At 48.7% G+C, this 16,008-nt stretch carries 11 protein-coding genes; 6 read left to right on the forward strand and 5 right to left on the reverse strand.

Translation table 11 applies throughout. The annotated features are described in order from the left end of the window. Positions 1-2: 2 nt before the first annotated feature. Entirely contained in the window at positions 3-2,015 is a 2,013-nt protein-coding gene (locus tag WMO46_RS01105) for a hypothetical protein (protein ID WP_410520072.1), read from the reverse strand. A gap of 286 nt (positions 2,016-2,301) precedes the next feature. Here WMO46_RS01105 and WMO46_RS01110 point away from each other — a divergent pair, with 286 nt between their 5' ends. Further along, the gene (locus WMO46_RS01110; RefSeq protein ID WP_349093608.1) at positions 2,302-6,279 is read left to right on the forward strand and encodes a hybrid sensor histidine kinase/response regulator transcription factor; all 3,978 of its coding nucleotides are present in this window, start codon (positions 2,302-2,304) and stop codon (positions 6,277-6,279) included. Positions 6,280-6,780: 501 nt separating this feature from the next. Here WMO46_RS01110 and WMO46_RS01115 read toward each other — a convergent pair. The 4 genes from WMO46_RS01115 to WMO46_RS01130 all read right to left on the reverse strand — a co-directional run bounded on the left by WMO46_RS01115 (position 6,781) and on the right by WMO46_RS01130 (position 11,101). Continuing rightward, positions 6,781-7,290, reverse strand: coding sequence for a hypothetical protein (locus WMO46_RS01115; RefSeq protein WP_129650818.1), 510 nt, complete (start codon positions 7,288-7,290; stop codon positions 6,781-6,783). Between the two features lie 315 nt (positions 7,291-7,605). Further along, positions 7,606-8,226, reverse strand: a complete 621-nt coding sequence (locus WMO46_RS01120; protein WP_129650817.1) for an IS1595 family transposase — start codon at positions 8,224-8,226, stop codon at positions 7,606-7,608. Positions 8,227-9,029: 803 nt separating this feature from the next. Further along, on the reverse strand, positions 9,030-9,653 hold the full coding sequence (locus tag WMO46_RS01125; RefSeq protein ID WP_129650816.1) for an HNH endonuclease: 624 nt from the start codon (positions 9,651-9,653) through the stop codon (positions 9,030-9,032). Continuing rightward, positions 9,650-11,101, reverse strand: coding sequence for an AAA family ATPase (locus WMO46_RS01130; protein WP_129650815.1), 1,452 nt, complete (start codon positions 11,099-11,101; stop codon positions 9,650-9,652). Before WMO46_RS01130 ends, WMO46_RS01125 begins: the two co-directional genes overlap by 4 nt. Before the next feature lie 167 nt (positions 11,102-11,268). On the opposite strand from WMO46_RS01130, the gene WMO46_RS01135 reads away from it, so the two are divergent. The 5 genes from WMO46_RS01135 (at position 11,269) to WMO46_RS01155 (ending at position 15,851) form a co-directional block, all read left to right on the forward strand. After that, positions 11,269-12,831 carry an Eco57I restriction-modification methylase domain-containing protein gene (locus WMO46_RS01135; RefSeq protein ID WP_242493126.1) on the forward strand — a complete coding sequence of 521 codons (1,563 nt, stop codon included), beginning with the start codon at positions 11,269-11,271 and terminating at the stop codon, positions 12,829-12,831. Between the two features lies 1 nt (position 12,832). Then, positions 12,833-13,771, forward strand: a complete 939-nt coding sequence (locus WMO46_RS01140) for a BsuBI/PstI family type II restriction endonuclease (protein ID WP_129650814.1) — start codon at positions 12,833-12,835, stop codon at positions 13,769-13,771. 486 nt (positions 13,772-14,257) lie between these two features. Continuing rightward, positions 14,258-14,563, forward strand: a complete 306-nt coding sequence (locus WMO46_RS01145) for a helix-turn-helix domain-containing protein (RefSeq protein WP_009133522.1) — start codon at positions 14,258-14,260, stop codon at positions 14,561-14,563. A gap of 3 nt (positions 14,564-14,566) precedes the next feature. Beyond that, a complete protein-coding gene (locus WMO46_RS01150; protein WP_242493125.1) occupies positions 14,567-14,980 on the forward strand; it encodes a hypothetical protein in 414 nt (137 codons plus the stop codon). Positions 14,981-15,095: 115 nt separating this feature from the next. Continuing rightward, entirely contained in the window at positions 15,096-15,851 is a 756-nt protein-coding gene (locus WMO46_RS01155) for a type II toxin-antitoxin system HipA family toxin (protein ID WP_349093609.1), read from the forward strand. The last annotated feature ends 157 nt before the right edge of the window (positions 15,852-16,008 follow it).

Consider the following 16,008-nt stretch of genomic DNA (forward strand, 5'->3'; position numbering starts at 1 on the left):
GTTTATCGGTTGGCGAAAAATTTCGTGACGCGGTCGGGGGTGAGCATCTGCCAGAGCGACGCTACGGTCCATCCCGGCGCGAAGATGTCGTTGTAGAAGCCTTTGCCGTTCTTGCCGTAGTCCCAGGCGGTGTGCTGCACGACCTCGGGGTAGTAGCCCGTGCGGGCGATCCCGAACATCGACCCCTCGGCGGGCATCAGCTGGAGCATCGAACTCCGGATCACGGCGCTCATGCGGGCGAAACGGGGTTCGCCGCACGTGTCAGCCAGGAAATCGAGCACCGTGGCGAATTCGAAGATGAAGACATCGACATGGTTGTTCTCCACCGACACGTTGCCCCAGCCGCGCGAGCGGAAGCCTACGTCGCCGAGCATCTGCCCCTGTGCGAAAGGCACGTCCCAGAGGTAGTACCACGAGAGGGCGAAATAGGCCGCCTCGCGGCACAGATCGACGTAGCGCTGCCGTTCGGCGCCCTCGGAGATGAATGTCAGGTAGTACATCGCCGTTGCGGCGTAGAGCGAAGCCTCTTTGTCCTCGCAGTTGGCGTCGAGCGTCGAGGAGAAGTAGTCGGCCTTGGAGATGAGGTTCTTTTCGAGATAGTCGGCCGTGCGTACGGCGCTCCGGCGGTACGCCTCGTCCCCGAAATAGGCGCAGGCCATCGTCAGGGGCAGCGTGGCCGAAGGCGTGCTGCCGCCGGAGGCGTCCACGACGGTCAGGTTGTCGCGGAATTTGCGGGGGAAACTGCCGTCGGGATTCTGGAGCGTGCGGAATTTCTCCAGCAGGGTCCGGATGCGGGCCTCCCACCGGGGATGGCTGCGGCCGTGCCGTTTTTCGTAGTCGAGGTAGTTCAGCAGGGCGTAGAGGCCTTCCGACTGGCGGCGGATGCTGTACACGTCGGCTTCGCGCTCGCGTTTGAAATCGACCACCTCGCGGATCAGGCCGCCCGGCGTGAATCCGTATCGCAGGTAGCTGTCGAAGATCGACCGGGCCTCTGCCGCGAGCTGTTCGCGGCCGTTCGCCTCGGCGTATTCCAGCGCGTTGAAGGCGTTGAGCAGCACGCGGCCCACGAATCCCACTTCGGCGATGTCCGTGCTTTCGCAGTCGGCCGTGCGGAGCTCCACGCCGGAGGTGAATTTCAGCGGGTATTTCCCGACGTAGCTGCGGGAGAAGTATTCGGACAGAATGGCCTTGGCTTCGTCGGGAGTGTAGCGCGGGCTGACGGGCCGGGGATCGAGCGTGTCGAAGGAGTCGTTCCACACCTCGGCCACGAACGACGAGTAGGAGGGGCTGGCGCCCTTGCGGATGGTCCATGTCAGGCGGCGCGTCTCGCCCTTCTCCAACTTTTCGAATGCCCGGACGGCCGGGGCGAGGGTCAGTTTGCGGACGTAGGATTTCGGGGCTTCGCAGTAGGGGAAGCCGAAGACCAGCGCGGCGTGCGCGTCCGCATTGCGGAATCCCGTGAAGCCCAGCGACGTTTTGCCCGAGAGGATCACCTCGCCGTAGTTGTGGCAGGCGAGCGCCTCGCAGTCGGGCGTGTCGGTGCGGAGCACCGTGTAGTAGGTGCCCGATCGTTCGTCGTAAATACCCGTGAGGGGCGTGCTCAGACGGTCTTCGCGCACCTGCCAGCTGTCGCCGGTGTGGAACGAAGGGGCCGATTCGGGCGACCGCAGGTTCTTGCGGTACCAGAATCCGGGCATGTAGAAGAGGCAGTTCTCGTGGGCGAGGCCCGTATGGAAAGACTGCTCTACATTATAATATAGGAGATCCTCCGCTGTCAGCGTGAGGACGATTCTGATTTCGTCGTCGGTTTCGGTTTTTTGCCGTCGGACGGTCAGCGGCAGCCGTCGGTCAGCTTCTAAAATTCCCCCCCCCTCAGCGGTTTCGCGGAGGTTGTAGGTCACGGCGCGGTTGCCCGGGGTTTTCAGCGTGATCCGCTGCGAAAGGCTGCCCTTCATGGCAGCGGTCTCACCGGCGATCGCACAGCAGGCGAACAGAATGGAAATGCACTTTTTCATCGGTTGCTTTCGGTCCGGCAGCCATCCGGGGCGTGCCGTTTTAAGTCGGGTTTTTTAGCTAAAACAAAGATATGAAAGGGAAAACGGGGCGCAAGAAAATATAGTCGCTATTAACGCAAGAATTATCTCAATTTTGTCTCTTGTCCGGTGTGAACGGATTGTTTTGTTTTTGCAAATCGTTGTTCGTCAGCGCGTTGTGCAAACGGGCTCTTTTGTCGCAGGGTCTGCGGGGTGTTTTTCGGTGATATAAATTTAATTATATTTGTTCTGCTAACCTGAACTTCGTATGGGAAAATTTTATCCGCTTGTCCTGGCGTTTTGTTGCGGCGTTTTTCCGCTCCGTGCGCAGTCGATCCATTTCGACCGGCTGGACATCAACGACGGATTGTCGCAGAATACGGTCACTTCGATCATTCAGGATGACAAAGGCTTCATGTGGTTCGGCACGAAGGACGGCCTGTGCCGTTACGACGGGAAATCGTTCAAGACCTTCATGCACGATCCCCGTTTCACGGCCGGACTGGGGAACAGCCTGATCAAACGTCTCGTCCAGGATCACGGTCACAGAATCTGGGTCGGCACCGATTCGGGGCTTTATATCTACGATCCCGAGACGGAGCATTTCTCCGGCGTGCCGCTCTACGCTGCCGACGGGAAGCCGGTCACCAAGCCCATTTCGATTCTCGACTGCGACCGGGAGGGCCGCGTCTGGATCGTCGTGGAGAACGGCGACGTTTTCTGCTACGATCCGCAGACCCGTGAGGTCGAACGCCGCTACAAGCCGCGGAAGCCGCTGCGCAGCCTCGCTTCCGATAAGAACGGGGTCATCTGGTTCGCCGGCTACGGCGGCGGGCTTTACTGCACCGAGGACCTGTTCCGGACCGTGAAACCGTTCCTCGACGCCGACGGGCGGGAGATTTATCCCCAGGATATCATCTCCTTCATCTGTCTGAGCGACTACAACGAGATGTACCTCGGGCTGGAGGAGCGCGGCGTGGCGAAGGTGGACCTCGTCTCCGGAACGGTTACCCGCCTGCGGCTGTCGGACAACCCCGATGCACCGCTGTTCGTGCGCCATATCCTGCCGTATTCGCCCGAAGAACTGTGGATCGGAACCGAGTCGGGCATCGTCGTCTACAACGTCCGCACCCGGCGTTACCAGCATCTGAAAAGCTCCCCGTACGATCCCTATTCGCTCTCCGACAACGCCGTGTATTCGCTTTGCAAGGACCGCGAGGGCGGGTTGTGGATCGGTTCGTTCTTCGGGGGCATCAATTACCTGCCCCAGCGGAACTCCGATTTCGAAAAATATTACCACACCGACGATCCGCACAGCCTTCAGGGCCGCCGCGTGCGGGAAATCTGCCCCGGCAGCGACGGGCGGCTCTGGATCGGCACGGAGGATGCCGGGCTCTACACGTTCGATCCGGCGACGGGTTCGTTCGGCTTCTTCGCCCCGAGCCGGGAGTTCTCCAACGTCCACGGACTGCTGATGGACGGAGACGACCTCTGGGTGAGCACCTTCTCGAAAGGCATCCGGGTGATCGACACCCGGACGGGCCGCATCCGCAAATACGACAACGACAACAAGCCGGGGCGGCTGTTCAGCAACTATGTTTTCGCCCTCTACAAGACCAACGGCGGGCGCATCTACGTGGGAACCATGCACGGACTCCAGTATTACAACCGCGAGACGGACCGTTTCCTTTACGTCCCGGAGATCAACGGCGGCAAGATGGTCCGCGACATCCGGGAGGATTCGAACGGGAATCTGTGGGTGGGGACCTCCTCCAACGGCGTCTACCGTTACGACGCGCGCAACGACGTTTGGACGCAGTTCCTGCACGATGACGACGATCCCGACTCGCTTCCCTACGACAACATCACGGGCATTTTCGAGGACAGCGGCCGCCGGATATGGCTCACCACCGAGGGTTCGGGCTTCTGCCGCTTCGACCCCGCCGGGAACACCTTCGTCCGCTACACCTCCTCCGACGGAATGCCCAGCGATGTCGTTTTCCAGATCATCGAGGACGACCGCGGCTATTTCTGGATCACGACCGACCGGGGGCTGGCGCTGTTCGATCCCCGGGCGGGCCGTGTCCGGCAGGTCTACACCGTGACCGACCGTCTGCTGAGCAATCAGTTCAACTACAAGTCGGGGTACAAATCCCCGGACGGGACCATCTATTTCGGCTGTATCGAGGGGCTGATCTCCTTCAACCCCGAGACGCTCCTCGGCCGCAAGACCGACTACGTGCCGCCCATCTACATCACCGATTTCTCGCTGCTCGACGAGAAAGTCGCCGTCGGGGGCCGCAACTCTCCGCTGCGCAAGAGCATCATCTGTTCGGATTCGATCCGCCTGAAACACGACCAGAACTCCCTGTCGTTGCAGATCGCCGCCCTGAGCTACCGCGAGCCGCAGACCAGCCGCCTGCTCTATAAGCTCGAAGGCTTCGACGACCAGTGGCGGCAGTGCACGCCCGGGAGCGCCACGATCACCTATTCGAAAATCCCCTACGGTAAATACAGCTTCCGGGTGCGTCTCCCGGCGGGGTCGGACCATGCCGGCCCGGAGGCGGAGAAGCGTCTTTTCATCGAGGTTTCGCCGCCGTTCTACCTCTCTGCGGCGGCCTATGTCGTCTACGGGCTGCTTGCCCTGGGGGCGCTCGTGCTGATCCGGATTTACTATACGCGCCGCAACGTCCGCCGCCAGCAGCAGCACATCCAGGCTTTCGAGCGCGAAAAGGAACGCGAGCTGTACAATGCCAAGATCAGCTTCTTCACCAACATCGCCCACGAGATCCGCACGCCGCTGACGCTCATCAAAGGGCCGTTGGAGAACATCCTCGGCCGCCAGATGACGGACCGGAGCATGGCCGAGGACCTGATCGTCATGGACCGCAACACCAACCGTCTGCTGGACCTCACGAATCAGCTGCTGGATTTCCAGAAGATCGAGAAAGAGCGTCTGTCGCTCAACCTGACGCGGCAGAACGTGACGGATATCGTCGAAGAGACGTTCTACCGTTTCAGCTCCTCGGCCAAGCAACAGCACAAGACCTTCGAACTGGACCCGGGCGAAGGGGCGATTCATGCGCAGGTCGATCGGGAGGCTTTCACCAAGATTCTGAGCAACCTGATGAACAACGCCCTGAAATATTCCGAGACGATGATCCGCGTCGGGCTGTCGGTGGCGGGCGATGCGTTCCGGGTCACGGTGACCAACGACGGCGAGGTCGTGCCTCCGGAGATGCGCGAGGCCATTTTCGCCCCGTTCTTCCGCCATACCCGCAAGGAGGAATCGACCGGAACGGGAATCGGGCTGGCGCTGTCGCGCTCGCTGGCCGAACTGCACCACGGCACGCTGGCGATGGAGGCCGACACGGAACTGAACGTGTTCGTGCTGACCGTTCCGCTCTGCCGGCAGGAGGCGGAGGCGGTCGTGGAAACCGTATCGGCGGAGGATGCCGAGAGCATCTCCGACGAGCGCGGCGACCCCGGCTGGGAGGCTTACAGTGTGTTGGTCGTCGAGGACAACCCCGAGATGTGCGCCTTCATCCGGCGGCAGGTGTCGGAAAGCTACTCGGTGCTCACGGCCGGGAACGGCGTCGAAGCGCTGGAGCTGCTGGAGAAGAACTACGTCAATGTGATCATCAGCGATATCATGATGCCCAAGATGGACGGCATCGAGTTTTGCCGGCAGGTGAAAACCGACCTGCGTTACAGCCATATCCCCCTGATCCTGCTGTCGGCGAAGACGAATCTCCGTTCGAAGATTTCGGGCATGGACGCCGGGGCCGACGCCTATGTCGAGAAGCCTTTTTCGTCGGATTACCTGCTGTCGGTGATCGCCAACCTTATCAAGAGCCGGCAGATGCTGAGCGAGGCTTTCTCGAAAAATCCGCTGGTGTTGGCCAATACCGTGGCGACCTCCTCGGTGGACACCGATTTCATCGTCCGGCTGCAAGAGATCATCCAGGCCAACCTCAGCGATCCCGAGTTCAAGATCAACGACATCGCCGAGATGGTGCACATGAGCCGTGCGAGCTTCTACCGCAAGATCAAAGGCGTGCTGAACATGACCCCGAACGACTATCTGCGGCTCGAACGGCTGAAAACCGCGGCCCGGCTGCTCCGGGACAAGCGTTACCACATCAACGAGGTCTGCTATATGGTGGGATTCAGTTCCACGTCCTATTTCGCCAAATGCTTCCAGAAGCAGTTCGGCGTGCTTCCGAAGAAGTATGCGTCCGAGTGACGCGCGGGACTGCGGCCCTTGCCGCAGCGGCCGTCGGAAAGCGATCCCCGGCCGCCGTCATATTGCGTGTCTTGGGACTTTCGAATCGCGGCCGGGATCGCAGACGGTTCGACCGGGTTTCGTCCGGACGCCGCATCGGATCGTGCGGCGGCGGACCCGTTGAAATTACGAGATCGAAAAAACGGGTGCGGGACAAAGGTAAAAATGCATTGTGACGCTTTTAACCTGCAAACATGAAGAATTCGAATATCCCGCACCCAATTCGCCCGATGTCCGGTTCTGCGTTCCGGTCCGGGCATAAAAAAGCACGGAACGCAGGTACAGTCCCATGAGGTTGGCCTTGCGAGCCTTCACCGGTAACTGCCCTTGCGCCCGTGCATGCCGCCTGCACCGAAATGCAGGGGCAAAACACAGGTTTCAGACAAAATCTATACCAGTGAAAACCTATTACATTTATTAGTAGGTAACTATATACAAAATACCCTAATATTTTCTGAACATTTAACGCGTAAATGATAATTGTAATGGCGGTGCATCATTATTTGAAATAGAATTGTGAGGTATGATTATGGTTGCTGTAATTGATTTTGGAGAATTAATAAATTCTATATTCGTAGACAAAACTACTCCTTCTTTTTTCTGATAAGTTTTTACTTTTCTGTACCCTAATCTTATTAATTCATCAGCTAAATCGTCTGAAGTTTCCATCTCGCGTTTGTATGTGACTATTAGTTTTGCAATTCTCTCGTTGTAAGATGTTATATTGAACATTGCTGCCACCCCAACTCCATTTTTGTTTCCCAGCAGGCACATCCGACCGCAAAATATCCTATTATCATCAAGAACTTCGTAAATTGGCTTCATGGCAAGAAAGCCGTGATCTTGTAACAATAACGCAGCTTCTAATCCTGTTTTTTGCGACACGACTTCATCCCCTAATTGAGCAATCTGCGAAAACGCATTTACGCTGGGCATTACAGCGCAAACAACTAAGATAAAAATCTTTTTCATAATGGCGAATTTTAACGATTTTTCCACGTACAGCCGATAGGAAAGTTTTACAATGTTTAATTAAACAGAAAGTGGGCTGTCGTCCTCGTGTACTCGTTAGGTATCGCCAAACACCTGTATATACACACAGACGAACAGCCCACGAGTATGGACGTTCGCTGTGCCTTGTATATACGTTCGGTGAGATTGGCGATTTCAACGAGTATAAGGCACATTCCTTAATATTGGCAAAGATAGAAAAATTTTGATTTTTTTCGTAAAAATACAAATTATGAAGATGAATAAGCATGAAAAATTATATGCGGCAAATGCGGGTTACAAGAAGGATTTGTTGATGAAAATGATATAACAAGATGTCCCAAATGTGGAGCCGTGATAAAACTTGCTCCAGTAGATAAAGAGCGTATTGAAATACCAAAATGCAAATTTCAAGATTCCCCAAAAGCCTTCAATCGTGTTCGTGTAAGCATTTCCATCAACATACTGCCTTCGGTCATGATCTACAATGTAGTGCTGGTAGAACTTGCTTATTACATTATAGCCAGACCATTCATCAGAATATAACGTTGTTCGTAATTTAATAGTCTTGATAATCGGCGGCGTCAACGCCTTATAGGACGTATTATGAACCACTTGACATACGACCATACCGCCCCGCTGAAGCATTCCCAACACCGGGGTTTTATCTTTGAAACTCCGGCTGCGGGAATTTTGGACTTTCTTGTTGGCATGGCGATTCCGATTTTTCCCGCCGACAAACGTTTCATCGACCTCGACTTCTTCACATAATTTCTTCGGCATAACCAGTCCGAAGCAGACTCGAATGCGGTGGTTCATAAACCACGCGGTTTTCTGGGTGACATTTATGTATTCAGCCAGTAACGTGGACGAAATCCCTTTCTTGGAGGATGTGATAAGATAGATAGCTATAACCATTTACGAAACGAAATTTTGGAACCTTCAAATATAGTCCCTATACGAACGTTGAAATTCTTTTCCGTCGTTTTAACGATATAATCCATCGCCACGGTTATATACTACCGAAACGGGATCATAGGGAAAAACTGGCCCCGAAGGCCATCGAAGTTGTTCAAGATAGCGGATACTCGTCTCTGTGGGAAAGGCTTCCAACAATTCGAAAATCGACCGGAACTCGATAAATTTCATAATACCAACTATTAGTTGGTACCAATAACTTTGTGGATAAAATGACGCCGATTTTAGCTGTAAGGGTATTGTTGTATAAGTTGCCTATTAGTAATCGCAAGTTTACCTCATGGCATAAAGGTTTGCCTTAACCTTTAATTATTTATTGCAAATATGGCATAATTTTTTTAATTCGGGCCGTTCGGCCCCGAAATTTTGCGGTGCCGGAAACAAAAAAGAGTTGCAAGCCACGCTTGCAACCCGGCGATCTTCGCTTCTGCGGAGAGGGAGGGAAATGAACCTAACTCTTCGAAATATCCTATTATCAGATACTTGCTATATTCTTTCTCGTGCCAGGTAACGATTTGGATACTAACCTTATGATCTACTGTCCGGAATCGTCTTTTAAGAACCTGCTAACGGCACAAATGTACGTAGTTTACTGTAGATATGCAAGTTCAGAAAACTTGTTTTTCAAAGGTTATGTTTCCTTGTCGTGTAATTGATTGTATTTGGCTGGTAAAGTCCTTTTATTCGTTAACCGGAGAATATATTCATATAGGGTAATAGTACGCTGTATTATAATTAATTGATTATTCATTACGTATTAGTCGTTTTATTTCTTTTATAAAAGCGTCTTGTTCTTCAGGTTTGCCGGTACGTATGCCTTCAGTCAAATGTGCTAATACGGATTGTCGTTCCGCATTGAATTTTTTTATATTGTCTTCGACTTTATTAAGTCTGAATAATTCACAAATGGTAATTGTTTCACTTCCTTTAGAAGAGAGTGCTATATAAACGGATTTATTATCAATTTGTATGTGTTGTGGATATGAATCATAGTGAGCATGGATTATTTTAAATGCGTTACCTGAACGCGGATAATTTTTAATAGGCTTATTAAGTACATTTCTTGTTCCTTTCTTTGTATTGCATCCAGGACAGCTTAATGCAAGATTTTTACAATAGAATGCAAATTTTGAAAATGTAGATTTCGGAACAATATGTTCAATCTCTACATCTTTAATGTCAAATCCCAATTCACGTTTACAATAGCAACATGTATTGTCTTGCTCTTTTCTCAAATGTAGCACAATATTCTTTTTCAGCTGATCAAATATTCTTTTATTCCAATCCGTATGGGTTGAAAATTCCTTTTTTATTAAAGAAGTTTCTTTTGAAGTTAACTGATATGCATTGTTTATATGATCGCTCATCGTAAGGTTGCATTTATAATAATTTCGGCAATACTTTTTAAAGGATCGTTATCTTTCATTAACGGGAAATATTCTTCAATTTGACGTCTGACCGCATTTAATTCAGAATTTGGTCTATCGTGATCAGCCAACAATTCCAGCCCTTTTGATAAAACTTGGGATAGATAATAATTTCTTGAAGTAGGAAGCCTAAATACATTCAGTAAGATATCTTCTGCGCTCCAACCGAATGTAGACTCATGAATAACTTCTGACATGATATTCTTCTTCCTATTTTGTAATGTAATCACTGTAGATCGGTCGGGAGGGAGATCTGTGACCAACAGATGGGAATGGGAGGCTATAATGATATGACAGCCATGAAAATGTTCAAAAATGTTGTTTAATAATTCAATGTATTTAGCTTGCCAGATTGGATGCAAACTAATTTCCGGTTCGTCGATTAAAACCATACAATTATCCTCTAATAGCGGGAGTAATGCTAATAAAGTTGATAAAATGTTGGCTTCTCCGGAACTTGCTTCTTCAAAACTGAACTCGGATCCACCTTTCTTATATACTTTAACTTCGTAAGATCTGACAATATTCAACTTACGTAAGATATTTAATATCCTATACTCAGTTATATTATTGCTATATTGTCTTTTATCATCTGAGTGTCTTTCGATATTCTTTGCAGAAAAGTTGATTAAAATTTCTCTGTACCCATCATGGGAAAATTCTGTATTATTGAAAAAATCGGCCAATTCCTGTCCGTAAAGGTCTATGAGTTGTGTCTTTGTTTTATCAACCCCATTAATTTGACCCATTATAGACATTGTTGCACGAGTGTTTGCGAAAAGAAACTCTTTATTAATGCGTTTGCCTTGTTTAAATAAATCGGGGATTCGATATCTAAGTTTTAAAATCGGTTCAAAATCCAGATAATCGAATACATGCCTGTAATAACCTGAAATTTCCAATTCTGAGTAATGTTCGAAAAAAATATCCAATGCTCTGTTTATGGTGGTCTTATTCGAGAAAAAATTATTCCTGCTTCTGGGACCTAAATAAATGTATTTTGAATCTTTATATAAATTTTTAATAAAATCATCCGTCTTGTTGTAGCGTTCGTATACAGACCGATATTTTTTAAAACTGTTATCTAATGGGAAACGATCAGATAAGCTATTGGTTAAGGCAATTACTTTGTTAGGAACAGTGTTAAAATTAGCTTTACTGCCAAAAAATTTTGCTGGACTTTTGTCATTATAAATTTGTTTAAACAGTTTCGCTATGCTACAAAGCAGTCGACTCTTCCCCGTTCCATTATTGCCGATAATTAATGAGAAATAATTTGAATATTCATTTTGCTGACCGACACTGTGTCTGGGAGAGATCAGGGTTACGTTATCTGTTGTAATGTTGTTTTCTTCGATACGTACAGAATATAGTCGAAAAGGAGCCATGTTACTTAATTAAATATAGTGAAATAAATGTAGAATAATTTTGCGAAATTACAAAATAAACATACATGTCTTTCTTGTATTGTAATAGTTACAACTTTTGTTATATGTTGTATAATTAATCTAACCTACCACCTCTATTCACAGATTAAAAGAATTATCTTTGTAGAGTGAAAATTGACTTATTACATAATCAAGACAATGAATCTCCCACATCTTTCGCTCAAAGATTGGGAGCACAATACATGTCTACGACTTCGAATGAAGCAAAAAAAGAGAAAGGTCAATTTTTTACACCGGTTGAGATAGCTCGCTTTATGAGCGAGCAACTATCCACCGAGAAAGAGGATATATCAGTATTAGATCCGGGTTGTGGCACTTGCGTATTGTCTTGCGCTTTAATCGAGAGGTTAGTACAACTTTGTACCGTGCGTAGCATTCGGCTGGTCGTATATGAAACGGATTCAGGCGTTGTTGCATATACGAAGCGAGCATTAATTTATTTAGCAGAGACACTAAAGAATCAAGGAATTGATTTTGACTATGTCGTATGCGAAGATGATTTTATTCTACAAAATTATCAAGCACTGAATTCTTCTCCATCACTACTTCAGAAGGACGCGGATAAATTCGACTTCATCATATCGAATCCGCCGTATTTCAAACTACCAAAAGACGATAGCCGAGTCAAGGTTACACAACAAATAGTTGACGGGCAACCGAACATATATTCGTTGTTTATGGCGATCTCTGCGGGTTTGTTGAATAAAAGCGGAGAATTGATTTTCATTGTCCCTCGTAGCTTTGCATCCGGTCGGTACTTTCGGCTGTTCAGAGAATATTTTTTAGGGGCAATAGATATTTCGTTCATTCATCTATTCAATACTCGGAAAGATACGTTCGCCAAAGACGATGTATTGCAAGAAACGGTTATAGTCAAAGGCTTCCAGCGGGACGAAATGATAGATGATCGTAGAATTTGCATTTCATATAGCGAAGGGATAACGGATTTGAATGCCGCGAGGCAGAAGGTATACCCATATGCTGATATAGTTGATACGACATCGAAAGATAAGATCATTCATTTGCCGGTCAATGCACGCGAAGAGTCCATTATTAGACTGTTTAAGTCATGGAATGGTAGTCTCAATAAATACGACATCCAAATATCCACAGGGCCGGTCGTGGCGTTTCGAATGGAAAATAGCCTGTGTGATAAACCTGCCGCTTTTGATGTTGCACCGTTATTTTGGTTGCATAATGTCGTAAAGATGTTGGTGGATCACCCTGTTGAATATAAAGGGAAAAAGCAATACATCAGGATTTCTGCACAGACGCAACGAGTACTTATACCTAATCGTAATTATGTATTTTTAAGACGATTCAGTGCAAAGGATGATAAAAGCAGATTGATTGCAGCCCCCTACTTTTGCAATAAGACCAATGCCCGCTATATCGGTGTGGAAAATAAATTGAATTATATTTATAGGCCCAAGGGCCATTTGGATCGAACCGAAGTCATCGGAATATCGGCTCTATTGGATAGCGATTTATTCGATGACTATTTCAGAACATTCAACGGCAACGTGAATGTGAGTGCCACTGAATTGCGAAGTATGCCTTTACCGGATTTGGAAATAATCAGATCTATCGGCAAAAAATTGATATTGAAAAATAATTTCTCAATAGAGAATGTAAATGAGATTGTAAATAACTATTTTCAAATAAACTGATATGGGCAAAATCAAGGAAGCGCAAGCCATATTGAAAGCATTGGGATTGCCGGATGCTCAACAAAACGAAATGTCTGCTTTGACACTTCTTGCCTTATGTAATATAACCGAGGATGGGAATTGGGAGGATGCGTCTCGTGAGAGTATGGGTGTAAGCAAGGGTATCATGTCGTTTGTAAACGAGCATTACAAACAAGACCAGCCGTATGCACCCAATACGAGAGAGACGTTCCGCAGACAAGTTTTGCATCAGTTCGTGCAGGCCGGAGTGGTATATTATAATCCGGACATTCCGGATCTGCCTGTCAATAGTCCGCGAGCCCATTATGCCGTGAGTACCGAGGCGTTGGAGGTAATCCGAGCATATGGACAAAAAGAGTGGGATGACAAGCTGTCGGCTTTCATAAAGTTGTTGGGTAAATTGAAAGACAGGTATGACAAAGAGCGTGATTTAGCGAAAATACCTGTTATTATTGAAGGTGAAGAATATAAGTTGTCGGCAGGAAAACATAATCTTGTTCAAGCAGCAGTCATAGAGGAATTTGCCCCTCGATTTGCCCCCGGAGCAAAAGTATTATATATCGGAGATACAGAGAATAAAGATTTATATGTAGACAAGGTCGCGTTGGAAAAAATCGGCATTCCTATTACAGAGCATAGTAAGCTTCCTGATATCATTATCTATGATGAATGGAAGGAATGGTTATTCTTGATAGAAGTGGTTACATCTCACGGTCCCGTATCACCCAAGCGAATGCTTGAATTGGAGGATTTTTTGAAAGAGTCAGAAGTCGGTAAAATATATGTTACGGCATTCCCGGATCGGGCGGAATTCAGAAAACATATTGCGGATATCGCATGGGAGACTGAGGTTTGGATTGCTGATAATCCGGATCACATGATACATTTCAATGGAGACCGATTTATCGGTCCTCGTTAGTATTATTTGCTTTATTATAGTATGATGCTGCATTGTATAGTGTTATAATTAGGAAACTATTTCACTTTTTTTGATAACATCAAAAAGGTGTGATTTTGTTCTGATGAAAAAGAACATGATTGCTTGCTTGGTGTAGGTATGTGTCCAAGTAATGGACAAGAATTTCGACTGGAAGTATAATGGTCCAGTAGAAATCATAAACGTATTGGGGCTAACGGAAGGGACGATAGTAGCCATGGATCAGAGGGACCGGTTTGAGAAGACCGGAAAGGTTCTCCGAATAATTCCTACTCATGAGTAGCTGGTAGAATCATAATCTCATCGCTTACTTCACGATAACAGCGGGACGTTGCCATATCGGCCTTCGTTGTTGCTGGAACCTGTATGAGAAAGGTATTCGGGAGTAATCTGTAAAATAAATCTGCATAATGCTAATTATTTTGAGCGATAATGCTTTTTTTTGCACAAAATCGTTAATGTTATTGTATGAAGCGGGCATTGTTGCCGAGCCAGCGGAAGACGCTTACGGCTCTAGGCGAAAATATAAAGCTGGCACGTCTGCGCCGGGAGTTATCCTCGGAGCAGGTGGCCGAGCGTGCCGGAATCTCCCGTAACACCCTGACCAAGATCGAGCGGGGTGAGGAGGGAGTTGCGATGGGATACTATTTCCGGGTGCTGGCTATCCTCGGCCTGGAAAAAGATTTGCTGCTCGTAGCTAAAGATGACGAGTTAGGGCGTGCCCTTCAGGATGCCAAACTCGTGGTTGGGGAAAGGGTTTCCAAAAAACGGTAAATTATGGTAACGCAACGCGATATATACGTATATATGGACTGGCCCGAGGATGCGGAGCCGGTCTATATGGGTGTACTCCACAGCGAAATGATCCGGGGCAAAGAGGTCTTTTCCTATGAAAATGATCCCGCATGGTTGGCCCATCCCCGTTTTCGTGCGTTGGATCCCGACCTGTCGGCATTTACCGGGAAGCAATACCAACCTTCGGATAAGAGCAATTTCGGATTGTTCCTCGATTCCGCACCAGACCGCTGGGGACGTACGCTTATGCGCAGATGGGAAGCCATCAACGCCCGGTTGCAGGATCGAGAACCGCGAACGCTTAACGAGGCGGATTACCTGATGGGCGTGTACGACGGCAACCGTATGGGGGGCCCTGCGCTTCAAGTTCTCGAAAGAGGGGGACTTCATGGATAACGAGCGGTCGCTGGCTACGCCACCCTGGGCATCGATCCGGGAACTGGAACATGCCAGCCTGCAAATAGAGCGGGAAGATATTGTCGATATCCCGGAGCATACGCGATGGATTGATATGCTCGTCGCACCTGGTTCGTCATTGGGCGGGGCAAGGCCCAAAGCCAATGTGGTAGATGAGAACGGACGCTTATGGATCGTCAAGTTCCCGAGTGCCGGAGATACGAAAGATTCCGGGGCATGGGAGATGGTTACGGCCGAGATGGCCCGCTTGTGCGGTATCGAGGTGTCCGAATGCCGGGCGCAGCGCTTCGGAAGTCGGCACCATAGCTTTATGACCGAGCGTTTCGACCGGACCGATAGGGGGCGACGGATGCACTTTGCTTCGGCCATGACGTTGCTCGGTTATACGGACGGTACGAGCCATACGGAGGGAGCCAGCTACCTCGAACTGGCCGAATGGATCATCGCCAACTGCGATGATACGGACCGGAACCTGGAACAGCTCTGGCGCAGGATCGTGTTCAATATCGTGGTTTCGAACTGCGACGACCACCTGCGGAACCACGGGTTTATACTTACGCCACAGGGCTGGCGATTATCACCGGCCTATGATCTGAACTCTGACGAGTACGGCATTGGACTGAAGCTCAATATCTCGGAGAATGACAATTCACTGGATTTCGATCTGGCTATGAGTATCACGCCGTATTTCGGGTTGGAGCCCGCCCGTGCGGAATCAATATTCGCGGAGGTCAAACATGCCGTTTCGGGTTGGAGAAAACTCGCTACTAAATACGGTATTTCCAAGTCCGAGCAGGAGGCTATGGAGAGCGTTCAGATATTGAAAATCATAAAAACATCAGCCTATTAAATACGCAATTGTACTTGAGACCTTATGGTGATTTTCTATTAGTTGAAATTTTATATCTTAAACTATCGTATTTCTTTTGTGTTTAACCAATAGTAATTGCTCGTTATTTTTAATTGACGTTAAATCCATATGAAATTGAGGCATTCCCTTATTTGAA

Source organism: Alistipes intestinihominis, assembly GCF_040095975.1.
GTDB classification, from domain to species: domain Bacteria; phylum Bacteroidota; class Bacteroidia; order Bacteroidales; family Rikenellaceae; genus Alistipes; species Alistipes senegalensis.

What these genes read in the sequence shown, in the direction of transcription:
- WMO46_RS01105 (WP_410520072.1), bottom strand. Translation starts at nt 2,015, where the DNA reads ATGAAAAAGTGCATTTCCATTCTGTTCGCCTGCTGTGCGATCGCCGGT.
- WMO46_RS01110 (WP_349093608.1), top strand. Translation starts at nt 2,302, where the DNA reads ATGGGAAAATTTTATCCGCTTGTCCTGGCGTTTTGTTGCGGCGTTTTT.
- WMO46_RS01115 (WP_129650818.1), bottom strand. Translation starts at nt 7,290, where the DNA reads ATGAAAAAGATTTTTATCTTAGTTGTTTGCGCTGTAATGCCCAGCGTA.
- WMO46_RS01120 (WP_129650817.1), bottom strand. Translation starts at nt 8,226, where the DNA reads ATGGTTATAGCTATCTATCTTATCACATCCTCCAAGAAAGGGATTTCG.
- WMO46_RS01125 (WP_129650816.1), bottom strand. Translation starts at nt 9,653, where the DNA reads ATGAGCGATCATATAAACAATGCATATCAGTTAACTTCAAAAGAAACT.
- WMO46_RS01130 (WP_129650815.1), bottom strand. Translation starts at nt 11,101, where the DNA reads ATGGCTCCTTTTCGACTATATTCTGTACGTATCGAAGAAAACAACATT.
- WMO46_RS01140 (WP_129650814.1), top strand. Translation starts at nt 12,833, where the DNA reads ATGGGCAAAATCAAGGAAGCGCAAGCCATATTGAAAGCATTGGGATTG.
- WMO46_RS01145 (WP_009133522.1), top strand. Translation starts at nt 14,258, where the DNA reads ATGAAGCGGGCATTGTTGCCGAGCCAGCGGAAGACGCTTACGGCTCTA.
- WMO46_RS01150 (WP_242493125.1), top strand. Translation starts at nt 14,567, where the DNA reads ATGGTAACGCAACGCGATATATACGTATATATGGACTGGCCCGAGGAT.
- WMO46_RS01155 (WP_349093609.1), top strand. Translation starts at nt 15,096, where the DNA reads ATGCTCGTCGCACCTGGTTCGTCATTGGGCGGGGCAAGGCCCAAAGCC.